Source organism: Ruegeria sp. AB9, from assembly GCF_056542585.1.
This window is the reverse complement of record NZ_JBQGAA010000021.1, coordinates 1-21689: the sequence shown is the minus strand read 5'-3', so window position 1 is coordinate 21689 and position 21689 is coordinate 1. Positions and strand designations below refer to the sequence as shown.

Here is a 21689-nt window from a genome sequence, read left to right as displayed (position 1 = left end):
AGGCCCGAAAACTGCTTCAACAAGGTTTACAGCTGTAAACCACTTTGCTCTGATGCAAAGCGTATGTAGTTTGAAGCTTTGCAGAACCCACAATATAAGCGAAAATCCTTGACTTAGGGCAGTGAATCACGGCTGTTTGTCTCAAGTGGCGCGAAAATGACCACATTCTTTAATTTGAGGCAACTACATGATTCCCGTGACACCACTTACGGCAGATCGACCATCGGCACTCGCCACGGAAATTTCCGAAAGATTGAACTCGGCTATCCGAGAGCATCTTCTTGCTGCCTTTGCACCTGACAACACCAAATCACTACGCACATTCGCAGCACCAGAAGCGGCCGAACTTTTGGGCGTTTCAGGTCAATTCATGCGCAAAGTCCACTCAGAAGGTACAATTCCTGAACCAAAAGACGTGCGAAGCGGTCGGCGTTACTATACCGCCCAAGAGCTTTGGGAGGCGCGCGAAACACTTGAGAAAACGTCGCGCAGACAAGGACGCTACATCCCTCGCCGGACGGAAGGAGAAAAACTTCAAGTATGGCAGTTGATGAACTTCAAAGGTGGCAGCAGCAAAAGCACTACAACGATTCATCTGGCTCATTTTTTTGCGCTTCGCGGGTACCGTGTGCTGGCCGTTGACCTAGACCCCCAAGGCTCGCTTACATCCATGTGCGGCATCAGCCCTGAAATCGAGTTCGATGGGCTAACAATATACGATGCCATTCGCTATGAAGACCCGGTTAAAATGGCAAATGTCGTTCTTCCGACATACTTCCCCGGATTGTCTGTGGCACCGTCACGGCTTGTTCTTTCTGAATTTGAAACGGAATCCGCCGTCCACTCAAACCCCGACCATCCGTTTTTCACTAGAATACGGAATGCCTTGGCCCAAGTGGAAGACGATTTTGACCTTGTTCTGATTGATAGCCCACCTCAACTCGGATTCTTGACCATCGCGGGGATGGCTGCCGCCAGTTCGTTGCTCGTGCCACTAACACCTTCCATGTTGGACGTATCTTCGACAGCTCAATTTCTTGAACTTGCTGGTGCTTATATGGCTGTCATTGAAGACGCCGGCGCCACTCTCGAATACGACAGCTTCAAGTTCCTGATAACGCGTGACGAACCTACGGACGTTCCGTCACAACAGCTTGCCTCGTTTATGCGAGCACTATTCCAGGACCGCGTTATGTCAGCAACAGCTCTGAAGAGCACTGCAATTAGCGACGCCACAATGCTCAAGCAGTCGATCTACGAGGTTGTACGTTCGGAAATGACACGCGCTACCTATGACCGGGCAAAGAACTCAATGGATGCGATCGGCTCTGAGGTAGAGCAAATGATCCACCAAGCATGGGGACGTAGCTAATGGCTAGAAAATCGCTTCAAGAAATGTCTGGTATTGCGAGCACGATTGCGCGTTCTGGAGTTAAGACTGCAGATAAGCCGGTAAAGGCAAGCGCCCCTGCCCTCGGCGCGCTTCAAGGATCTCTTGCCGCAATCAGAGAAATTGACCCGGCTCTTATAGACGATTGGGGGCCAATTGATCGGCTTGGTGAGTTTACAGCTGTAAACCCTGATGAAGATGACGACAGCTTCGAGAGCTTGAAGTCGAGTATCCAAGACGGTGGCCAACAAGTTCCCATTCTTGTCAGAAAATCGAAATCCGACGGTCGATACGAGGCAATTTATGGGAGGAGGAGGCTCAAAGCCTGCCGTGAACTCGGTATTAAAGTCCGTGCTAATGTTCAGGATATCGACGATGCTTCAGCGCTTCTCGCCAAGGGGCTTGAGAATGCTGCGAGGCGCAATCTTTCCTTCTACGAGAAAGCACGTTTCGCCGAGGCGATCCTGACTTCCGGTCATGACACTGCAACGGTGCGGCAAGTATTGAACGTATCAAAATCAGGGCTGTCTCACCTGACAAAAGTTACGCAACATGTTCCTGCAAAGATTGGTGACATGATCGGCGCAGCCCCAAAATCTGGCCGCCCAAAATGGACGGTGCTTGCAGAAAACTTCGCTGCAGGCAAGCTGACGGAAGATGAAGCGGCAAACCTGCTTGCAGCCATTGAGCCAACGATGTCGTCAGATGATCGGCTGGAAACGCTCCTTAAAGCAGCTGCCAAACGTGGTGCGCGACAAAAAGAAGGTGCCGCCGAAGTCAGCCCAATCGTAGGCGTTACAATCAAATCCACCAACGGATCACTAACCGTGTCGGTCAAAAGGACCGGGGCTAACGCTGGCTTCGCTAACTGGTTGGACAAAAACATGGCTGAAATCATCAAGCGCTCACACGCTGAGTTTACAGCTGTAAACGCCGAGAAAAAGAACTGAGGACGAGCAGAAAGGAGGAAGGCAAACAAACAAAACCCCCGAAACCGGAGCTTCGAGGGCTGCTGCGCAAAGCGCAATTCTTAGATTAGACACCTAGAATCTAGCAGCACCCGAATCGCCATACAAGAAAAAACGCTCTTGAGCGAACGGGTAATTTTTGTCTGCCGATAGATAAACATGAAAACACTAAGAGCATTGGCTCCAAATGGAGCAACCTTGTCGGGAACGGCAGGGCAGGGTGGTAGTACGCCTAAAAAATGGATACTTCTTCGAGCCGTTGAGGAAGCCAGAGAACCGCTTGGACTTAAATCCACGTCTCTCAATGTCCTGAGAACTATGATTTCCTTTATGAGCGGAGATCAGATTTCTTCGGATCAGGATGACCGTCACATCTGCTTCGCTTCCAACGCGGCAATCGCCAAACGAACCCACGTTAGTGTTCAAACTGTTGAGCGCCATATCTCGGCGTTAGTTGAGCTTGGGCTTATCCGTCGCGTCATGAGCGCAAACGGCAAACGTTGGGCGCGCCGGGACCGGCAGGGCAGGGTAGTTAACGCAACTGGGTTGTCCCTGATGCCATTGTCAGAAAGGCATGCCGAGTTAATCCAAGAAGCCCAGAGGCACGCTGATCGCGTACTCGAGTTCACTGTTCTCCGCGACAAGGTATCGGCCGCTCTGGCTCGCTTGAGAGAACTCGTGGTAGACGACACCGCAATCTCAGATTTGATGGCCACCGTGCGCAATGCTCTGCGTCGCAAACCAGATGCAAATGTACTAGGCGAAGTCCTGGCGGAAATCTCTGTGGAAATCTCCCAGATAACACAGGCAGATACAGAGAATTTGAGGGACAATGACCATGAAATTGAGGGGCACAAAGATGACTCTTTGAATCCGATAGTTAAGAAAGAAAACCATTCTCAGATTCAAGTTTCTCCAGATCAAATGGAGCGCAGCTTTCCACGCTTGTGCTCGGAACTTCGCTTTGCCCGGGACCAAGCACATTGTGACCGCCTTATGGACGATATCGCCGAATACCTACGACTTGGTCAGGCTTGGTATGCTATGAAATCGACACATGGCCCAGCTCTCCGTTTCATGGTTTTGGGATATATTTTCCAACGAGCGGAGAACATAAGATCCCACCAAGCCTATTTGATTTCTCTGACCTCCAAAATCGATCGGGGAGACATGCAGCCATTCGCTTTGCTGAAGCAACATTCAAAGAAACCACAGAAGTGAGGGCCGTACCTATGAAATCTCATCTCGCTCATGAGTTCAGAGCAACAGATATCGTTCATGCCATCGTCTATTGAGAATAGAGTGCCAATGTATTACATTGTACTACATCCCGGAAACAGGTGATTGCGATGAGTACCAGCCCATATTCAATCCGTCTCGATGAAGACTTGAGAAAGTCCCTGGAAAGAGAAGCTGCGATCGAAGATCGGCCACCAGCACAACTCGCGGTACGGGCAATCAGAGTGATGCTGGAATCCAAGGCAGCAAAACGTGCAGCTATTGATGCGGCTGTTGAAAAAGCAGATCTAGGAAAGTTCATCGCGGCAGACGAGATGAATGCCTGGATAGACAGCTGGGATACCGAGAATGAGCTCTCTGCTCCGGTCGCAAGCGGGCAATCCAATAGCCAATGAAAATTGTATTTCTCGAAGATACGGCCCGGGACATTCAATGGTTCCGGTATTACTACACGTCAGTTTTTCCAGAAGGCAGCGAAAAGGCACGAGCTCAGCTCAAAGCCATTCAGCTTACTCTTGCAGCCCACCCATATGCAGGTCACCCAAGTGACACACGCCAAGAAATACGGGAGCTTTCAGTGCCGCGAACTCCTTTTACGCTAATCTATCGTGTAATGCCCACTCAGATAGAAATTCTGCGTCTCTGGGATACCCGGCAGGGCGCGGATTACTGAAAAACTAGGAGTTTAAATAGTTGGCGTCAGACGGCAGGGTAGGGGGCAAACAACCGAACCTATTTTGTTGTTCGACCTCTAGCTCCCCACAGAGGGCGGAAAGCGGAAGTTCGCTGCACCCAACGAGCCTGGAGTTCCGCGCTGCCAAAGCAGTTATTTTGAAATGGAGCCAAAGACCGCTGGCTTGTGTGCTTCTTCGCTATCAAATGCGATAGAAGCGTTTTGATGAGCCATGGAACACGTCTTCTTGGATTGAGCTCGGAATGAGTTCCTGGTGCCGGGAAACAACCTCCTTGTAAGTTGAAGCGAGGCTATCGACCGGGAAATTTGATCCGAACATGCAGCGATCGGCGCCAAACTGGGACAAGCAGTTTGAAACGATAGGCGCGACACTTTCAGCGCTCCAGTTGTGATCGAACATTCCGAGGCCGGAGAGTTTGCAATAAACCTGCGGCAGGCTCGACAATGCTGTTAATTCATCTGCCCACTTTCGTAAACCTTGTGGTGTACGGTCGTGTGGTGAACCTGCGTGGCATAGGGCTATCCGGGTTTCCGGAGCTTGCGCAAGAACATCTGCAGCTTGATCCATTAGTTCGGGCAGGAGTTGGAGGTCAAAGGAAAGGCTGCGGGTGCCCAGTTGCTTTAGACCGGCCAAAAACGCCGGGTCTTTTAGCAGCGCGTTTGTGCCAGTTGAAGCGTCTTCACCCGGAGCGCGGCCAATGATCTGACGGACGCCGCGTACCGAAGGCAGCGTTAGAAGACGGTCGAGTTGTACGGCCAGATCATCCGAAGTCAGATCGCAGAATGCCACTTGTACCAACGGCCAGTCAGGGAACTGATCCGCCACGGATTGCACCCATTGAGCCTCGGCCCAGGGATCGGCAGCACCGACTTGAATGTGTACCGAAGCGCCGACGCCCATGGCCTCGGCATCTGCGCGAAATTCCGGCAACAAATAGTCCCTTTGGATAGAAGAGGGGTCGCCAAAAAAACGGATGATGCCTTTCTCCATGAGCCAGGGGTAGGTCACTGCAGAGAGATCCCACAGGTGGTGATGTGCATCTATCTTCATGGTGTTTCGATCCCCGTGGTGCGTGCCAGAATATCAACTCCTTGCCCATTCCAGAAGTGGAGCAGGTCGATGAAGATCCAGTTTTCGGCCAGTTTGTCACCAGCGCGGCGATAGATGTCGATAACCCTAAATTCGCCGGGTTTTTCAGTGGCAGGCATACCCATGAACCCTCCCGACGGAGTGGCCGTGAAGTTGGGCCAGCCAAAGAAGCCGCCATAATGCCCTTCGGCCAGGCGGCAGACATGTTTGGTCTTTGATCGGTCTTTGAAAGCCGCGCGGAACGGTCCAGAGTGTTGCTTGGCATAGCGTTCTATCGTGTAGGTCGCGCCGATCCCCTCGGGTCCCCACCAGATCATGTCCTGGTGCCAGGTTCGGGCCAATTCATCTTCAAGTGACACTCCGCTGTCCCATTGCCCAAGGTCTGAGATCATCGCATTGATGACCGCAAGTGTCTTGTTGCCTTCTTCACCGGGTTGTTCGTTCAATAGCAGGCCATCATGGGGCATTGGTCCGGGTTGAACCAAATGCGCCGCTGTTTGTGGCGGAAACGGGTTCTGTCCGGCTTGGACCATCAGGTGTGGTATGTCGAAGTACATCGCCGTTTCGACAATCTTGTCACCGGCGACTTTGTGGAACGCGCAATATCGCAGAAATGCCAACTTACCGGTTGGGCGAATACCCAACCACGGACGGTCGAACAGCCCCATCAAATGCCCCATAGATACGACCCAGACATCAGCCTCGTCACGTAGCGAATTTTGCCCCGCAAACAGGATATCTACACGGTTCTGCATGTTGGTAAGGCTGTATTTTAGCGGCTGCCAGAATCGCAGGGCAACCTGTTCGGCGCCATTGGTTTCGTGGAATGGATGAAAGCCGCGCCACTTCAGTTCTGGGGCGCAGAATTGGCTCATCACCTTGGGGGATTCTTGCTCTGTCGCGGAATCCAGGGCGGTGTGAAACGCGGATACCAGTTTTTTTTCTGTCTGAAAGTTCACGGTGTTTACCATTATAATCAGGGTTTTACGAGAGGCGCGAGGCCAGAGTGAGTCGGATATCAACAGCATTTTTGCATACGTATGCAAAAAAGTCTTGCCTGATTTGATATATGCGAATTACAGTTTTGCAAACGTATGCAAAATGATTCCTTTCAGGGGGCACCATGGCGGAAATTCAATTGCGGAACGTCGGCAAACGATGGGGCTCTTTCGTTGGGGTTCACAATTTCGACCTGACAATCGCGGATCGCGAGTTTCTGGTGCTGCTCGGGCCCTCGGGCTGCGGCAAGACCACCACGATGCGCATGATTGCCGGTCTCGAGGACGTGACCGAGGGCGAAATCCTGGTCGACGGCAAGGTGGTCAACGACCTTGAGCCCAAGGACCGCGACGTGGCGATGGTGTTCCAGAGCTACGCGCTTTATCCCAACATGAACGTCTATGAAAACATCCGTTTTCCGCTGAAAGTACGCGGTATCGATCCCTCGACGCATGACGACAAGGTGCGCCGTGCCAGCGCGATGGTCGAACTGGACGATTTCCTGCACCGAAAGCCTGCCGAGTTGTCGGGCGGTCAGCGACAGCGAGTGGCACTGGCCCGTGCTATTGTACGCGAGCCGAACGTGTTCCTGATGGATGAGCCGCTATCGAACCTGGACGCCAAGCTGCGGGTTTCGACGCGGGCACAGATCAAAAACCTCAGCCACGAACTGGCGGTGACGACCATCTATGTGACCCATGACCAGATCGAAGCCATGACGCTGGCTGACCGTGTTGTGGTGATGAAGCAGGGTGTGGTGCAGCAGGTTGGCAGCCCGACCGAAATCTATGACCGGCCAGCGAATACTTTCGTGGCCAGCTTTATCGGCTCGCCCGCGATGAATTTGATGGATGGCGAAGTTTCGAGTGGAGTGTTCCGTGCCGAGCATGTCGAAATTCTGGTCGATGCGCCGGACGGCCCCATGACGCTGGGGTTCAGGGCTGAGGATGCCAGCCTTGCCGAAGGAAAAGGCCAGATTACCGCGCCGATCTACACGCTGGAACTGCTGGGTGACGCGACCATGATCTCGGTCCGGGTCGGTGGTGCTCTGGTCTCGGTCAAAGCGGACAAAGCCTTCCGCGCCGAAATTGGCGAGCCGGTCTCGTTCTCGGTGCCAACAGAAATCTGTCACCTCTTTGAAGCTGAAAGCGGTGCGCGGATCGGGGAGCAACAACCCCACGAACAGCCCAAACGGGCTTAACACCGGTCCGGACGTCGACGACGGACCGATCCTGACAGGGAGAAACGCATGAAACTCAAGACGATCCTCATGGCAGGTGCCATGTCCCTCGCCGCAGCTGGCGCGTGGGCTGATTGCGCCTATGAAAACGACGTACCGCTGAAATCGCTTTCGGCCGGGTTCGAAGCCTGGAAAGCGGTGACTGATGCGATGGCCGAATGCGGCAATTTCAGCGCCTCGCTGGACCAGGAATTCCGTGAGAAACAGCCAGAGGCTTTCGCAGCCAACCCTGCGCTCTATCAGATCGGCGGTGTTGCCAACGAAACCATGATCCCGCTTTTGAACGCCGGGTCGCTGCGTCCGCTGGATGATTTGGTCGAGAAGTATGGTCAGGACCTGCTGCCGAACCAGTTGATCAAGGTGGACGGCAAGATCATGGCGATTGCCATGATGGTGAACGCACAACACCTGATGTACCGCAGTGACGTTCTGGCCGATCTCGGCATCGAAGAACCCAAGACCTATGGTGACGTTTTGGCCGCCGCTGCCACGATCAAGGAAGCGGGTGTCATGGATTATCCGATTGGTGGCACTTTCAAGACCGGTTGGAATCTCGCTCAGGAATTCGTCAACATGTACATGGGCGAAGGTGGGCAGTTCTTTGGCGATGGCAATCAGCCCTCGATCAACAACGAACAGGGCGTCAAAGCTCTTGAGACCATGAAAGCCATGACCGAGTTTATGGACCCGGAATATTTGGTGTCTGACTCGACTTATGTTCAGCAGCAATTCCAGCAGGGCAAGATCGCCATGGCGAACCTGTGGGCCAGCCGTGCCGCTGCCATGAATGACGAAACTGAAAGCCAAGTTGTCGGCAAAGTGACCATGGCATCAGCCCCGATGGGCGCAGCTGCCCCGTCGACCACCATTTGGTGGGACGGTGTCGTTTTGGCCGCAAACATGAGTGATGAAGAAGCGGATGCTGCTTTCCGCCTCGTTATGGAAGGCATGGATGGAGAGATGGTCAGCGCCAACAACGATGTCGCTGTCTGGCTGAGCCCTGCCTACAAGCCGGGTGATCTGGCGGCTGGAGCCGCGGCTTCGGCAGAGAATGGTGCCAAGGCGTATCCCGCATCCGCAGCGATGGGCGTTCTGCACAGCGCGCTGGGGAACGGTCTGGCTGACTATCTGACCGGCGCAAAAGACGCGACGACTACTCTGGCTGATATCGAAGCTGAGTATCTGACAGCAGCCAAAGAAGCTGGTTTGATCAGCAACTGATCCTCCCGGGGGAGGGCTCCGGCCCTCCTATCCCCTCTTTCCCTTGAGAACCATGAGAAAGGCAGAGCCATGAATTTCCGGACATTTGCCGCCTTTGTTGGCCCCTCTGTCTTTATGATGCTTCTCTTCATCGCGTTCCCTCTGGTCAGCGTGTTCAAGCAGAGTTTCTATGTCACACAGCCGATTTACGAGACGGTTGAGGTTGAAACCTGCACCCCGGGGTTCCTGACACAGACCTGTGTGACTGAAACGGTCTCACAGCCAAAACTGGATGAGGAAGGCAAGGTCATCACCCAAACCCAGTATGTGGGGTGGGAAAGCTATCGCAACGTATTGGAGCCGGAACGGGCCTGGCGCGCGATCAGTGATGGCAACTGGAACGTGCTGTCCACCATCAACTTTTGGAAAGCGCTTCGGTTTACCCTGACCTTCACGCTGATCACCTTGCCTTTGGTCATCGTCTGCGGGCTGGGGATTGCGGTTATGATCAACAACGCAGCACAGGCGATCCGAGGGCCGGTGATATTCATCTCGTTGCTGCCCTTTATCATAACCCCTGTGATCGGGGTGCTGTCGGTCAACTGGCTGTTCCGTGGTGACGGTATCCTGACTGCGTTGTTGGAATGGTGGCTGAACCGGGATATCGCCCTGTTTGCGCAGGCCTGGACCATTGAAATCCTGATGATGCTGTACCGCGTCTGGCATGTCGCGCCCTTTGCCGCCATCGTGTTTTATGCTGGTCTGCAAACGGTCAATCAGGACAGTCTGGAAAGCGCGGTGATCGACGGCGCGACCCGCTGGCAACGGATGAAGTTCATTGTCATCCCGCATCTGATGCCGCTGATCATATTCGTGTCGATGATCCACCTGATGGACAGCTACCGGGTGTTCGAAGAGATCGTCGGGTTCGCCAGCCAAGGCTACGTCATATCGCTGCAATGGCTGACGTATGACTTCCTGGTGCCTGATCAGGCGGGCAATCGTTCGATCAGCCGGGCTTCGGCCAGCGCCATGCTGACCATGATCGGTATCGCCATCCTGCTTATCTTCCCGCTGCGCCGGACATGGCGCGATCACAAAGGAGGTCACTGACATGTCCTCGCGCGCGCTTCGCCAACCGTTCAGCCTGCGGCTGACCTCGAACGTCTTCCTGGCCTTCTGGTGCCTTGTTGCCATCTTCCCGATCTTCTGGATCACGGTGATGAGCTTCAAATCCCCGGTCGATGCTTTTGACAGCAATGCCCTCAACGTGATCTTCGGGCCAACGACGCTGTCCAACGGCAACGGACTGTCGCTGCTGGATATCATCCTCGGTATAGCGGTGATCTGGGGCACTATTGCTTTGGTGTTCAAGAAGATGCCGGAAATGATCAAAACCTATTCCAGGGAAGGGCAGGAATGGTTTGGCTGGGTGATCGGTATTCTGGCCGCGGCAGTGGGCTTTCTGGTCGTGTTTTTCATAATCCTGCCCGCCATTCTGAGCGTCTTGAATCCAATCTTTGGTCCGCTGGGGCGTGACATACTGGGTCTGACGACCGAACACTACAAAACAGTCTGGATCGACCGCGGCTTCTCGAACAACTTCAAGAACTCGCTGATCGTGACTACTGGCGTTGTCATCCTGTCGCTTTCGGTCGGGACATTGGCGGGCTATGGGCTGGCGCGGTCGGGGTCAAATCTGGCCTTCTGGCTGCTGATCGTTGCGCTGATCTTCCGCGCGCTGCCGCCGTCGGCGCTGGTCGCCAGCTATCTGCCGGTTTTCATCAGCTCGTCCGAATGGCTGGCCCCGATCCTGGGCGAAAACGCACCGACGCTCTATGGCAAGCCCTTTGCCGTGATCGCGGTGCTGGTGGCGATCAACCAACCGTTTACGATCTGGATGCTGCGCTCATTCTTCCAGAACATTCCGGCCGAGCTGGATGAGGCCGCGCGCGTCGATGGCTGCAACCACTTTCAGGCTTTCCGCCGTGTGATCATGCCGGTGATGTGGCCAGGGGTGATCACCACCGGGCTGTTCAGCTTCCTGCTGGCGTACAACGATATCCTTGTCACCTCGCTGCTGCTGGATGCGCAGAACCAGACCATGGTTCCGGCCATCGTTGGTATGTTTAACCGCGAGACTACGACAACCGACCAGGTGGTTGCCGTGGCCGCCGCCGTATCGATCACCGCGCCGCTGATCTTCCTTGTTCTGATCTTCCAGCGCCAGATCGTCAGCGGTCTGACTGCAGGGGCGGTGAAAGGCTGATGAGCAAAAATGCCCGACACAACGCCATGTCGCGCCACCCGGCGTTGAACAGGATGCCAAGGGATTTTCTGAGCATTGGGGGACCTGTCCCCAAACTCTTCCCCAAGCAATCTGAAAGGACATGAGACATGAAAGGTTCTCGCCCCGAACAAGCGGTTCTGACCCGCGACACGGATCTCAGAAAAACTGAAGAAACACGCCGTGTGATTGAAACCATGGTGGATGGTCTGAACGACCACCGCATCGATGATATTGGTGAGTTCTTTGCCCAAGGCTTCCGCTGGATGGGCAATCAGGGCTGCGGCACCAAGACCGGCCTGAAAGAGTTTCAGGACAACTGGCAGCGTCCGTTTCAAGCGGCGTTTTCGGACAAGACCTGCATAGACGAGGCGCGTCTTTACATGGGTGAATGGGCAGCAGCTTTTGGCCGTCAGGAAGCGACCCATTCGGGTGAGTTTCTGGGCATCGCGCCCACCGGTAAACGGGTCGAGATCCGCTACATGGATTTCTGGAAAGTGGTCGACGGCAAGATCGTCGACAACTGGGTGAATGTCGACTTCGCGCATGTCGCGGCTCAGCTGGGCGTTGATCTGTTCAATGGCGAAGGCTGGGAAGCATTTGACCGGGGTGAAAAACTTCCGCCCCGTCCCGAAAGTTGAGGATCGGAAACATGACAATCGAGTATCTTAAACGCGGTAAGTCTGACGCTGACCGAGCCGAAGATGACGCCAAAACCCGCGCCGTGGTTGAGGCGACCCTGAAAGACATAGAAACCCGTGGCAACGCCGCTGTACGAGAGTTGAGCGAAAAGTTCGACAACTACTCACCGCCTTCGTTCCGTCTGAGCCAGCAGGAAATTGATGACCTGATCGGACAACTGACCGACCGCGAACTGGCCGATATCAAGTTCGCGCAGGAACAGGTGCGCAACTTTGCACAGGCTCAGCGCGATTCCATGCTGGATATCGAAGTCGAAACCCTTCCGGGTGTCATCCTTGGCCACAAGAACATCCCCGTTCAATCGGTGGGCTGCTACGTGCCCGGCGGTAAGTTTCCGATGGTGGCTTCGGCGCATATGTCGGTGGCTACGGCTTCGGTCGCCGGTGTTCCGCGCATCATCGCCTGTACACCTCCGTTCAACGGCAAGCCGAATGCAGCCGTGATTGCCGCGATGCATTTGGGTGGTGCACATGAGATCTATGTCATGGGCGGGATTCAGGCGATCGGTGCGATGGCGCTGGGGACCGAGTCCATCGACCCCGTGCATATGCTGGTCGGCCCCGGTAACGCCTACGTGGCCGAGGCCAAGCGGCAACTGTTCGGCCGTGTCGGTATCGATCTTTTCGCCGGCCCGACTGAGACGATGGTTATCGCTGACGAGTCCGCCGCAGACGCAGAGCTTTGCGCCACTGACCTGCTGGGGCAGGCCGAGCACGGCTATAACAGCCCCTGCGTGCTGCTGACCAACTCGCGCAAATTGGCTGAGGACACCCTGGCCGAGGTGGACCGCCTACTGGGAATCCTACCGACCGCAGGAACCGCGAAAGTGTCGTGGGAAGAATATGGCGAGGTGATCGTCTGTGACACTTATGACGAGATGCTGCAGGTTGCCGATGACATCGCCTCGGAGCATGTTCAGGTGATGACAGATCGCGACGATTGGTTCCTCGAGAACATGACTTGCTACGGCGCGCTGTTCCTTGGTCCGCGAACAAATGTTTCGAATGGCGATAAGGTGATTGGTACCAACCACACACTGCCGACCAAGAAAGCCGGACGTTACACAGGTGGGCTCTGGGTAGGTAAATATCTGAAAACGCACAGCTATCAAAAAGTTCTGACTGATGAGGCTGCGACGCTGATCGGTGAATACGGCTCGCGCCTGTGCATGCTGGAAGGCTTCGTTGGTCATGCCGAACAATGCAACGTCCGTGTGCGTCGATATGGCGGCATCAATGTGCCCTATGGCGAACCCGCACCGTATCGGGATGCTGCTGAATGAGTGACCCGCACACCCGGCACAAGGCCCTGATAGCTCCGCTCAGGGCCGCGATGTATGACTTTTCCGAGGCCGGTGTCCGCAAGGCGCTGGCCGAGGCTACGTCTCCAGACACGGTGTTCCACATGTGCCATCCCTTTGGCGATAGCATCGGCAGCGATGCTTTCTATGATTGTGCCCTCAAAGACCTGTTGGCCGCCTGGCCCGATCTGGAGCGCCGCGATTACATCGTCATGGCCGGGCCAGACGAAGACGGTGCGGACTGGGTCGGATGCGGGGGCTATTACACGGGTACCTTCACAGGTCCGTGGCTCGATATCCCGCCTACCGGGCATCAGGTTACCATGAGGTTCCACGAATTCTATCGCTTCGAGGACGGCAAGGTCGTTGAAATGCAGGCGCTTTGGGATATCCCCGAGGTGATGATGCAGGCGGGTGCCTGGCCGATGGCCCCCAGCTTGGGGCGCGAATGGCATGTGCCCGGACCGGCCACGCAGGACGGTTTCGTGCCCGGCCCCTATGACTCGGTCAAGGGAAAGGCGACCTGTCAGCACATCATCGACATGCTGGAGCACCTCAAGAAACACCCGTCGCAAGGCGGCCCCGAGGTGATGGAGATGGAGCAGTTCTGGCATCCCCGGATGAACTGGTACGGTCCTTCGGGCATCGGTACCGGGCGCGGGTATGCGGGCTTTCGCAACTGGCACCAGATTCCATTCCTGAACGGGATGCCGGACCGGGGGCAATACGTGGACGAGATCACCTATCACTTCTTTGGTGATGGCGAATACGCGGCCGTAACTGGCTGGCCCAACATGATCCAGACCGTGACCCATGACGGTTGGCTGGGGATTGCCCCTTCAGGCAAGAAGATTACCATGCGCAGCCTCGATTTCTGGCGGCTGGAAAACGGGCGCATCCGTGAAAACTGGGTGCTGGTCGATTTGCTGGACGCCTACCGGCAGCTTGGCGTTGACGTCTTTGCCCGTCTGCGAGAATTCAACAAGGCCCGTAACATGGGCCGCATTGAAATACCGAATGGAATGAACTGATGACCGACCTGCCGCGCACCCCTTCGTTTTCTCTGAGCGGAAAAACCGCCCTCGTTACCGGAGCCTCCTCAGGCATCGGACAGGGGTGTGCGGTGGCCTTGGCCGAGGCGGGTGCGCATGTGGTCTGCGCGGCCAGAGGCGCGGATCGGCTGAACGACACCGTCGCAGCTCTGCAGGGACAAGGCTGGTCAGCCGAGGCCCTTGTGCTGGATCAGGGCGATCTGGGCGCGTTAGAACAGCTTTTCTTAACGCGCAGCTTCGACATCGTGGTGAATTCGGCCGGGGTCGCTCGGCACAGCGCTGCTATTGAGACAACGCCAGAGGATTTTGATGTTGTCACCAGCGTCAATTTGCGCTCGGCCTATTTCCTCTCGGCCTATGCGGCACGCGCTTTGATCGAGGCTAGTAAGCCCGGTTCGATCATCCATATCTCCAGCCAGATGGGACATGTTGGAGGTGTCGACCGAGCACTCTATTGTGCGACGAAACACGGGTTGGAGGGCATGGTCAAATCAATGGCCATCGAATGGGGCAAACGGGGCATCCGGATCAATACGGTCTGCCCGACGTTCATAAGAACGCCTCTGACCCAATCCACCTTTGACAATCCCGAACGCGCCGCATGGATCATGGAAAAGATCAAGCTGGACCGGGTGGGAGAGGTCGAGGACATTATGGGCGCGGTCCGTTACCTCGCCTCGGACGCCTCTGCGCTGGTCACGGGCACATCGATGTTGATTGACGGAGGTTGGACTGCAGACTGATGGCCGAGAAAGTAACATCACTCCAGGTCGCCCAGCTTGCAGGGGTCAGCCAATCTGCGGTTAGCCGAGTCTTCACGCCCGGGGCTTCGGTCAGCAAGAAGACCGAAGAGAAAGTGCGAAAGGCAGCTACTGAATTGGGCTATCGCCCCAATGTGTTGGCGCGTGCGATGGTGTCCGGCAAAAGTCGCATCATCGGTTTGGTGGTGGCCTATCTGGACAACTATTTCTATCCCGAAGCACTCGAGAAGTTGTCGAACGAGTTGCAGGAGCAGGGTTATCACGTCCTGATCTTCATGGCCTCCAGAACAGCCGGGAACATTGACGACGTGATGGAGGAAATCCTCGATTACCAGGTTGATGGCGTCATTCTGGCCTCGGTCGCGATGTCGTCCGATATCGCAACGCGGTGCCAACAGGCCGGTGTACCGGTGGTGCTTTTCAACCGTAGTCAGGACATAGACGGGATCACATCGGTCACGTCTGATAACTATGCGGGCGGTCGCAAAGTGGCCGAGTTCCTTATCGCGGCAGGTCACAGCCGCATCGCTTACATCGCCGGGTGGCAAGGCGCATCAACCCAGCGAGACCGCGAAGCTGGCTTCCGGGCAGCTCTGAGCGATGCGGGCCAGGACCTGTACGCTCATGAAATCGGAGAGTTTCACACCGAGAACGCGCGCTTGGCGGCACGTCGTATGTTCGATGTCGAGCCGCAGAAACGGCCCGACGCGGTTTTCGTCGCCAATGACCACATGGCTCTTGCCGTCATGGACGTTATCCGGTTCGAGCTGGGATTGCGTGTACCCGAAGACGTATCAGTCGTTGGATATGATGACGTCCCACAGGCAGCTTGGCTTGCCTACAACCTCACCACCATTCGTCAGCGGGCCAACCTGATGGTTGCCGAGACCGTTGACGCCCTTTTGGACCATATTGAAAACCCGACAGCCGCCACGGCACGCAAGGTCGCGATTGACGGGCCGCTGATCGTGCGCACATCGGCACGGCTGCCCAAAGGCTGGACGCCGCAAAGGATGGAAACATGAAAGGCTTTGATCCCAAGTTCCGGGACTTCCCAGACTATATCATCGGTATCACCAAAGAGATTTGGGAAGACCGGGGTATCGCGACCCTTCACGACTATTACAGCGAAGATATCGTCGTGCGCTCGCCCGGTTCGGTGGTGCTGGGAAATCAGAATGTGATCGGCGCGACCATGGCGACGCTGGCCGAGTTTCCGGATCGGCAATTGCTGGGCGAGGATGTGATCTGGTCCGGTACACCTGAAGAAGGGATGCTGAGTTCGCATCGTATCCTGTCAACGGCTACGCATTTGGCCGAGGGCGTTTACGGCAAGCCAACGGGAACCAAGCTGCGCTATCGGATTCTGGCCGATTGCCACGCCATCGACAATCAGATCAACGACGAATGGCTGATCCGCGATCAGGGCGCCATCGTTCGCCAGATGGGATGGGATCCAAAGGAATATGCCGCCGATCTGATAACCCGCGAGGGTGGCCCGGACAACTGCGTCAATCCCCTTACCCCCGAAATCGATCAGCCTGGGCCGTACAAGGGCCGCGGAAACGATAATGAGTGGGGCCAACGCTACGCCGATATTCTGACCCGGATCATGAATGCCGATATGGGTGCGATCGAGTCCGAGTATGACCGGGCCGTCCAGTCGGAATATGTGGGCGGCGTGACCGGACATGGCTGGGATGCCGTCGACCGTTTCTGGATGGGTCTGCGGGCGAGTTTCCCGAATGCCGAATTTAAGATTGAGCACCAGATCGGGCGAGTCGATCCGGATATGCCACCCCGCGCCGCGATCCGCTGGAGCCTGTGGGGCAAACATGACGGCTGGGGAGTTTTTGGTGCACCGACGGGTGCGCAAGTATATGTCCTCGGCATCAGCCACGCCGAGTTTGGCGCCCTGATTAGCGGACAGCCGCAGTTGCGCCGCGAATATACCCTGTTCGATGAAACCTCGGTCTGGAAGCAGATCCTGTTGCAGAGCGGAGAGGTCTGAGTGGTGCGCCCGGTCGCATATCGCATCCTTGTGGATGGTCTGAGTGAGACCGGGACCCCTCGGCGTTACCATATGCACCGCCAAAGCCTGCGTGCACGGCGTTTGAACCTGCGTCCGCCAGGAGAGTGAGAAAGTGTGCCGTACACGCACGCAAACCACCATTCCTGAAAACGTAGCATCGGAACTTACAAAATGTCGAAATCAAACATCTCTTCCCGCATTGTTCGCTATGGTGAACTCCAGCCGTGCAAAACCGCATTTATCGACGCCCATACCCCGGGCAGCGATCAAAAAGAGAACTTTACAATTATCGGCGGTGGTGTCTCGGAATCCCCGGATCAACACGTGCACATCACTGACAAGGTCGGATTCAACATCGGTGCTGCGGGCCAACCCCCGAAGTGCCGGAACTCTCTGCACAGCCACACGACGGCCGAGGTCTTCTTTGTCGCCAAAGGACGTTGGCGGTTTTTCTGGGGACGTTATGGCACCGCTGGCGAGTTCATTGCCGAGGAGGGCGATATCTTCAACATCCCGACTGGTATCTTCCGCGGTTTCGAAAACGTCGGTCAGGATTATGGGATGATCATGTCGATCTTGGGCGGTGACGACGCGGGCGGCGGCGTGACATGGGCACCTCAAGTCATCGAAGATGCGCAGGCCCATGGGCTGATGCTGGGCGACAATGGCGTGCTTTACGACTCCAAAAAGGGGCAAGAACTACCTCACAACGTCCGACCAATGCAATTGCTGACCGAAGAGCAGTTGAAAGGCTACCCCGAGGTTCCGGTTGAGGATGTCGTTGGTAACTACGTCGCGCGGTATTGGGACCTGATGGCGTTGTCGGCCAACAAGCCCGCGCAGGTGATTGGCGAAAACGGAATGATCAAGGATAAACCCGGTTTCGAGGTTGATTTCCTTGGGCGAGGGTCCGCTGTGACCGAGTCGATCGCGGCAGAAAAACCTGTGGTTCTTATGCCGGCCAGCGGCCACTGGCGTGTTTCGATCGACGATCATGAAACCACTTTGTCGACCGGCGACACGGCTTTGGTTCTGACTGGTGAATCCTATACCGTGCAACCTTCGATGACCGGGCAGGCGGGCCTGTACCGTATCACCGCAACCGATGACCCGGCAGGAGCGACCTGGACAGGATGAGCGTAGATCCAAACGACACCCATGCCGTTTATGAGCGGCAAGCGACGGAATATGACAAGCGTCGCTCAAAGGCCCTATTCGAAGCGCGCTGGCTGGCGCGCTTCACCGGCAGTCTCAAGCCGGGGGATCATGTGCTGGATCTGGGCTGTGGGGCCGGTGATCCGATTGCGCGCTGGTTCAAGGCCGAAGGCTTTGACGTCACGGGTGTCGACTTTTCCGAAGCGATGCTTGCCATTGCCCGCGACCGTTGGCCCGATGGTGATTGGCGGCTGGCCGATATGCGGGATTTCGAATTGGGTCAGAAATTCAACGGAATCATTGCCTGGAACAGCTTCTTCCACCTGACAGCGGAAGAACAAAAGGCCTGTATTGCGCGTATGTCCGACCATTTGCGATCTGGTGGCATGCTGATGCTGACCGTCGGTCCGCGCGCGGGTGAAGTCAGCGGCACGGTAGGTGAAGAGCTTGTCTATCACGCCTCTTTGTCGCCAGCTGACTATGCCGTGTGTCTGGAAAAAAACGGGCTGCTGATGACCGGGTTTCTGGCCGAGGATCCCGAAACCCAAAGCCATACTGTTCTGATGGCGCGAAAAATCTGAGGAGGCTCTGATGACCGTCAAAATCACACATGTTGGGTCACTGCCACGTACGCAGGAAGTGGTGGATTTCATTTTTGCCCGCGAAAACGAAAAGCCTTACGGCACTGGCGCTTTTGATGCCTGCATGACCGAAGCGGTCTCGGAAACCGTGCGCAAACAGGTCGAAGCCGGGGTCGACATCGTCAGTGATGGCGAGACCTCGAAGATCTCGTATGCGACGTATGTGAAGGATCGCTATACAGGCTTCTCGGGTGACAGCCCGCGCAACGCTCCGGCAGATCTGAAAATGTTCCCCAGCTTTTTGCAACGGTTGGCCAATGATGGCGGTACACCGCAATACGCGCGGCCGATGTGTACTGGAGAGGTGCGCTCGAAAGGGCAGGGCGAGCTTGAAAAGGACATCGCCAATCTGAAGGCGGCGATGGCGCAGCATGGTGCTGAGCGCGGGTTCATGAACGCTGCGTCGCCGGGCGTAATTTCGTTGTTCTTGCAGAACGATTTTTATCCCACGCGCGAGGCCTATCTGGCGGCGCTGGCCGATGCCATGAAAGAGGAATACGAAACCATCGTGGCCGCCGGTTTGGATCTGCAATTGGATTGCCCCGATCTGGCCTTGTCGCGCCATATGCTGTTCACCGATCTTTCGGACGACGAGTTCGTCAAGATTGCTAACATGCATGTGGAGGCCCTGAATCACGCGCTTCAGAATGTCCCTCAAGAACGCGTGCGGGTGCATATCTGCTGGGGCAACTACGAAGGCCCGCATTGCTGTGACATCGCAATGGACAAGGTGTTCAACACCCTGATGGCGACCAAATCGCGTTATGTCCTGTTCGAGACCTCGAACCCGCGACACGCCCACGAGTGGACGGTGTTCCGCGACCGCAGCGCGGAGATACCCGATGACAAGATTTTGGTGCCCGGCGTGGTCGATACCACCACCAATTTCGTAGAGCATCCCGAACTTGTGGCCCAGCGGATTGAGCGCTTTACCGGGATTGTCGGTGCAGATCGGGTGATAGCAGGCAGCGATTGCGGCTTTGGAACCTTTGCGGGGTTTGGCGCGGTCGACCCTCAGATTGCCTACGCCAAATTGTCCGCGCTGTCTGATGGGGCAAAGTTGGCCTTGGCATGACACCCTTGATTTTCTTGCCGGGTATGATGTGCGATGCCCGACTCTTTGGCCCGCAAATCAATGCTCTGTCGAGCAGCAGGCCCGTGATGACATTCCCTTTGTCCCGGCGCGACAGCGTGCAGGCCATGGCGCATGATATCTTGCAATATGCGCCGCCCGATTTCGCGCTGGCAGGTTTGTCGATGGGAGGGATCGTGGCAATGGAAGTATTGCGTCAGGCCCCTGAACGTGTCTCGCGACTGGCTTTGCTCGACACTAACCCGCTGGTCGAAAAACCAGAGGTAAAAGCCCGTCGCGGACCTCAGATGGCCGCCGTTCGTAACGGCAAACTGAAGACGGTGATGCGGGACGAGATGAAGCCCAGTTACTTGGCGGACGGGCCAAACCAGGGGGCTATCCTGGATATGTGCATGGCAATGGCCACCGAATTAGGCCCAGACGTTTTCTTGCGCCAATCGCAGGCACTGATGGACCGCCCGGACCAAAGCGCGACTCTCAAGGCTTTTACCGGAAACGCTCTGGTCCTGTGTGGGCGCGAAGACAAGTTGTGCCCTGTTGAGCGCCACCAGATGATGCATGATCTACTGCCACATAGCGCGTTGGAGATCATTGAAGGTGCAGGCCATCTCCCGACATTGGAACAACCACAAAAAACCACAGCGGCGTTGATCCGCTGGTTGGAGGACACATGACGCCATCCCTTTTGTCCCTGCTGCGCAAGGTCGACACTCCCACCGTCTGCAATGCCATCGAAGTAGCGCAGGGTAAGCGCGGGTTCGACGGTTTTACGCGCGGCACCATGCTGTGTTCAGCGCCTGAAGAACCCTCGATCGTCGGCTATGCGCGCACGGCCAAAATCGCAGCAGTGAACCCACCGAACGAGCCGCCTGACGTCATCAAAACCCGGCGCATGGCCTATTACAAATACATGGCCGAAGCGCCCAGCCCCAGTGTCGCTGTGATTGAGGATCTGGATTATCCGGATTGCATCGGCGCCTATTGGGGCGAGATCAATACATCTGTCCACAAGGGGTTCGGTATTTTCGGTGTCGTGACCAATGGTGTCATGCGCGACCTCGGGGACTTACCCGAGGGCTTCCCGGTTGTTGCCGGCTCCATCGGGCCGAGCCACGGTTTCGTCCACGTCCGGGAGATTGATACGCCGGTTTCTGTTTTTGGCTTGACGGTCAAACCGGGCGCGTTGATCCACGCTGACCGTCATGGTGCGCTGGTCGTGCCGGAGGATGTCGTCGATCGGTTAGAAGCTGCAGTACAAAAGCTATTGTCGACAGAACGTATTGTCTTGGACGCAGCCCGCCATCCGGAGTTTAATTTCGAAGCATTCGAAACCGCTTGGACAGCCTTTGAAAAAGCCAGGATCTGATTGCAGGAAGCAATCAATATGAATGCCGGTTGAGTGGATAGAAAATGTACACCTAAGGTGTGACTGTCTGCTTTTTGTGCAACAATGAGAAACTCTGAAAATGGCAGATCGGAACAAGCCGCGTTGCAGAAACAAACTCAACTTCGAAAGTCCGGTTTGGGCCGCCCGTGAAAGCGACCCAACTGCACTAGATTTCAATGGCTTCGGCAATAGCTAGAGCGTCTTCAAGTTCAACGCCCAGATATCTAACTGTGCTGTCCATCTTCGTATGTCCAAGATGCAGCTGCACGGCGCGCAGGTTGCCAGTCTTCTTGTAGATCTGGGTTACTTTGGTACGCCGCATTGAATGCGTTCCGTATGCGCTTGCCTCAAGGCCAATGGATGTGACCCCTGTCTGACGTCAGCACCAATGGGACAGTTTAGGTTGATTTGATAAGAGAGGGTTTCTGGCTCATCGTAACCGCCAAGGAGTGGAGATGA

General features: G+C 55.8%; 22 protein-coding genes and 1 pseudogene. 20 read left to right on the top strand and 3 right to left on the bottom strand.

What is annotated here, in order from left to right; translation table 11 throughout:
• Positions 1-187 precede the first annotated feature (187 nt).
• The 5 genes from repA (at position 188) to ACR0K5_RS23240 (ending at position 4270) form a co-directional block, all read left to right on the top strand.
• Entirely contained in the window at positions 188-1372 is a 1185-nt protein-coding gene (gene repA / locus ACR0K5_RS23260) for a plasmid partitioning protein RepA (RefSeq protein ID WP_480631922.1), read from the top strand.
• On the top strand, positions 1372-2340 hold the full coding sequence (gene repB / locus ACR0K5_RS23255) for a plasmid partitioning protein RepB (protein WP_480631921.1): 969 nt from the start codon (positions 1372-1374) through the stop codon (positions 2338-2340). The genes repA and repB overlap by 1 nt, the downstream gene beginning before the upstream one ends.
• Positions 2341-2517: 177 nt before the next feature.
• The gene (locus ACR0K5_RS23250) at positions 2518-3579 is read left to right on the top strand and encodes a helix-turn-helix domain-containing protein (protein WP_480631920.1); all 1062 of its coding nucleotides are present in this window, start codon (positions 2518-2520) and stop codon (positions 3577-3579) included.
• Positions 3580-3707: 128 nt separating this feature from the next.
• Positions 3708-3992, top strand: coding sequence for a CopG family ribbon-helix-helix protein (locus ACR0K5_RS23245; RefSeq protein WP_480631919.1), 285 nt, complete (start codon positions 3708-3710; stop codon positions 3990-3992).
• Complete coding sequence (locus ACR0K5_RS23240) at positions 3989-4270, top strand: type II toxin-antitoxin system RelE/ParE family toxin (RefSeq protein ID WP_480631918.1); 282 nt, start codon at positions 3989-3991, stop codon at positions 4268-4270. Before ACR0K5_RS23245 ends, ACR0K5_RS23240 begins: the two co-directional genes overlap by 4 nt.
• Before the next feature lie 202 nt (positions 4271-4472).
• On the opposite strand, the gene ACR0K5_RS23235 is transcribed toward ACR0K5_RS23240, so the two are convergent.
• Entirely contained in the window at positions 4473-5342 is an 870-nt protein-coding gene (locus tag ACR0K5_RS23235) for an amidohydrolase family protein (protein ID WP_480631917.1), read from the bottom strand.
• Complete coding sequence (locus ACR0K5_RS23230; RefSeq protein WP_480631916.1) at positions 5339-6352, bottom strand: ester cyclase; 1014 nt, start codon at positions 6350-6352, stop codon at positions 5339-5341. The genes ACR0K5_RS23235 and ACR0K5_RS23230 overlap by 4 nt, the downstream gene beginning before the upstream one ends.
• A 152-nt stretch (positions 6353-6504) precedes the next feature.
• Here ACR0K5_RS23230 and ACR0K5_RS23225 point away from each other — a divergent pair, with 152 nt between their 5' ends.
• The 15 genes from ACR0K5_RS23225 (at position 6505) to ACR0K5_RS23155 (ending at position 21209) form a co-directional block, all read left to right on the top strand.
• Entirely contained in the window at positions 6505-7581 is a 1077-nt protein-coding gene (locus tag ACR0K5_RS23225) for an ABC transporter ATP-binding protein (protein ID WP_480631915.1), read from the top strand.
• Positions 7582-7629: 48 nt separating this feature from the next.
• A complete protein-coding gene (locus ACR0K5_RS23220; protein ID WP_480631914.1) occupies positions 7630-8841 on the top strand; it encodes an ABC transporter substrate-binding protein in 1212 nt (403 codons plus the stop codon).
• Positions 8842-8910: 69 nt separating this feature from the next.
• Positions 8911-9933 (top strand): carbohydrate ABC transporter permease, encoded by a 1023-nt coding sequence (locus ACR0K5_RS23215; protein ID WP_480631913.1) that lies wholly within the window; start codon positions 8911-8913, stop codon positions 9931-9933.
• Position 9934: 1 nt separating this feature from the next.
• Positions 9935-11089, top strand: a complete 1155-nt coding sequence (locus tag ACR0K5_RS23210; RefSeq protein WP_480631912.1) for a carbohydrate ABC transporter permease — start codon at positions 9935-9937, stop codon at positions 11087-11089.
• A gap of 128 nt (positions 11090-11217) precedes the next feature.
• The gene (locus tag ACR0K5_RS23205) at positions 11218-11748 is read left to right on the top strand and encodes an ester cyclase (protein WP_480631911.1); all 531 of its coding nucleotides are present in this window, start codon (positions 11218-11220) and stop codon (positions 11746-11748) included.
• Positions 11749-11759: 11 nt separating this feature from the next.
• A complete protein-coding gene (gene hisD, locus ACR0K5_RS23200; protein WP_480631910.1) occupies positions 11760-13091 on the top strand; it encodes a histidinol dehydrogenase in 1332 nt (443 codons plus the stop codon).
• A complete protein-coding gene (locus tag ACR0K5_RS23195; RefSeq protein WP_480631909.1) occupies positions 13088-14140 on the top strand; it encodes an ester cyclase in 1053 nt (350 codons plus the stop codon). Before hisD ends, ACR0K5_RS23195 begins: the two co-directional genes overlap by 4 nt.
• Entirely contained in the window at positions 14140-14904 is a 765-nt protein-coding gene (locus ACR0K5_RS23190; RefSeq protein WP_480631908.1) for an SDR family NAD(P)-dependent oxidoreductase, read from the top strand. The genes ACR0K5_RS23195 and ACR0K5_RS23190 overlap by 1 nt, the downstream gene beginning before the upstream one ends.
• Complete coding sequence (locus ACR0K5_RS23185; protein WP_480631907.1) at positions 14904-15947, top strand: LacI family DNA-binding transcriptional regulator; 1044 nt, start codon at positions 14904-14906, stop codon at positions 15945-15947. The genes ACR0K5_RS23190 and ACR0K5_RS23185 overlap by 1 nt, the downstream gene beginning before the upstream one ends.
• Positions 15944-16933: a nuclear transport factor 2 family protein gene (locus ACR0K5_RS23180; RefSeq protein WP_480631906.1), complete on the top strand. Its 990-nt coding sequence runs from the start codon at positions 15944-15946 to the stop codon at positions 16931-16933. The genes ACR0K5_RS23185 and ACR0K5_RS23180 overlap by 4 nt, the downstream gene beginning before the upstream one ends.
• Before the next feature lie 192 nt (positions 16934-17125).
• A complete protein-coding gene (locus tag ACR0K5_RS23175; RefSeq protein ID WP_480631905.1) occupies positions 17126-18091 on the top strand; it encodes a cupin domain-containing protein in 966 nt (321 codons plus the stop codon).
• On the top strand, positions 18088-18690 hold the full coding sequence (locus ACR0K5_RS23170) for a class I SAM-dependent methyltransferase (protein WP_480631904.1): 603 nt from the start codon (positions 18088-18090) through the stop codon (positions 18688-18690). The genes ACR0K5_RS23175 and ACR0K5_RS23170 overlap by 4 nt, the downstream gene beginning before the upstream one ends.
• A 10-nt stretch (positions 18691-18700) precedes the next feature.
• Positions 18701-19825 carry a cobalamin-independent methionine synthase II family protein gene (locus tag ACR0K5_RS23165; protein WP_480631903.1) on the top strand — a complete coding sequence of 375 codons (1125 nt, stop codon included), beginning with the start codon at positions 18701-18703 and terminating at the stop codon, positions 19823-19825.
• A complete protein-coding gene (locus ACR0K5_RS23160) occupies positions 19822-20517 on the top strand; it encodes an alpha/beta fold hydrolase (protein WP_480631902.1) in 696 nt (231 codons plus the stop codon). Before ACR0K5_RS23165 ends, ACR0K5_RS23160 begins: the two co-directional genes overlap by 4 nt.
• Positions 20514-21209: an RraA family protein gene (locus ACR0K5_RS23155; protein WP_480631901.1), complete on the top strand. Its 696-nt coding sequence runs from the start codon at positions 20514-20516 to the stop codon at positions 21207-21209. Before ACR0K5_RS23160 ends, ACR0K5_RS23155 begins: the two co-directional genes overlap by 4 nt.
• Positions 21210-21396: 187 nt before the next feature.
• On the opposite strand, the pseudogene ACR0K5_RS23150 reads toward ACR0K5_RS23155, so the two are convergent.
• Positions 21397-21597, bottom strand: a pseudogene (locus ACR0K5_RS23150) (integrase); the annotation flags it as partial.
• Between the last annotated feature and the right edge of the window lie 92 nt (positions 21598-21689).

Excerpts from the sequence above, each read along its gene's own strand:
- repB (WP_480631921.1), top strand. The coding sequence starts at position 1,372 with ATGGCTAGAAAATCGCTTCAAGAAATGTCTGGTATTGCGAGCACGATT.
- hisD (WP_480631910.1), top strand. The coding sequence starts at position 11,760 with ATGACAATCGAGTATCTTAAACGCGGTAAGTCTGACGCTGACCGAGCC.
- ACR0K5_RS23160 (WP_480631902.1), top strand. The coding sequence starts at position 19,822 with ATGACACCCTTGATTTTCTTGCCGGGTATGATGTGCGATGCCCGACTC.
- ACR0K5_RS23165 (WP_480631903.1), top strand. The coding sequence starts at position 18,701 with ATGACCGTCAAAATCACACATGTTGGGTCACTGCCACGTACGCAGGAA.
- ACR0K5_RS23170 (WP_480631904.1), top strand. The coding sequence starts at position 18,088 with ATGAGCGTAGATCCAAACGACACCCATGCCGTTTATGAGCGGCAAGCG.
- ACR0K5_RS23175 (WP_480631905.1), top strand. The coding sequence starts at position 17,126 with ATGTCGAAATCAAACATCTCTTCCCGCATTGTTCGCTATGGTGAACTC.
- ACR0K5_RS23215 (WP_480631913.1), top strand. The coding sequence starts at position 8,911 with ATGAATTTCCGGACATTTGCCGCCTTTGTTGGCCCCTCTGTCTTTATG.
- ACR0K5_RS23230 (WP_480631916.1), bottom strand. The coding sequence starts at position 6,352 with ATGGTAAACACCGTGAACTTTCAGACAGAAAAAAAACTGGTATCCGCG.
- ACR0K5_RS23205 (WP_480631911.1), top strand. The coding sequence starts at position 11,218 with ATGAAAGGTTCTCGCCCCGAACAAGCGGTTCTGACCCGCGACACGGAT.
- ACR0K5_RS23235 (WP_480631917.1), bottom strand. The coding sequence starts at position 5,342 with ATGAAGATAGATGCACATCACCACCTGTGGGATCTCTCTGCAGTGACC.
- ACR0K5_RS23180 (WP_480631906.1), top strand. The coding sequence starts at position 15,944 with ATGAAAGGCTTTGATCCCAAGTTCCGGGACTTCCCAGACTATATCATC.
- ACR0K5_RS23225 (WP_480631915.1), top strand. The coding sequence starts at position 6,505 with ATGGCGGAAATTCAATTGCGGAACGTCGGCAAACGATGGGGCTCTTTC.
- ACR0K5_RS23190 (WP_480631908.1), top strand. The coding sequence starts at position 14,140 with ATGACCGACCTGCCGCGCACCCCTTCGTTTTCTCTGAGCGGAAAAACC.
- ACR0K5_RS23195 (WP_480631909.1), top strand. The coding sequence starts at position 13,088 with ATGAGTGACCCGCACACCCGGCACAAGGCCCTGATAGCTCCGCTCAGG.
- ACR0K5_RS23210 (WP_480631912.1), top strand. The coding sequence starts at position 9,935 with ATGTCCTCGCGCGCGCTTCGCCAACCGTTCAGCCTGCGGCTGACCTCG.
- ACR0K5_RS23185 (WP_480631907.1), top strand. The coding sequence starts at position 14,904 with ATGGCCGAGAAAGTAACATCACTCCAGGTCGCCCAGCTTGCAGGGGTC.
- repA (WP_480631922.1), top strand. The coding sequence starts at position 188 with ATGATTCCCGTGACACCACTTACGGCAGATCGACCATCGGCACTCGCC.
- ACR0K5_RS23245 (WP_480631919.1), top strand. The coding sequence starts at position 3,708 with ATGAGTACCAGCCCATATTCAATCCGTCTCGATGAAGACTTGAGAAAG.
- ACR0K5_RS23240 (WP_480631918.1), top strand. The coding sequence starts at position 3,989 with ATGAAAATTGTATTTCTCGAAGATACGGCCCGGGACATTCAATGGTTC.
- ACR0K5_RS23155 (WP_480631901.1), top strand. The coding sequence starts at position 20,514 with ATGACGCCATCCCTTTTGTCCCTGCTGCGCAAGGTCGACACTCCCACC.
- ACR0K5_RS23220 (WP_480631914.1), top strand. The coding sequence starts at position 7,630 with ATGAAACTCAAGACGATCCTCATGGCAGGTGCCATGTCCCTCGCCGCA.
- ACR0K5_RS23250 (WP_480631920.1), top strand. The coding sequence starts at position 2,518 with ATGAAAACACTAAGAGCATTGGCTCCAAATGGAGCAACCTTGTCGGGA.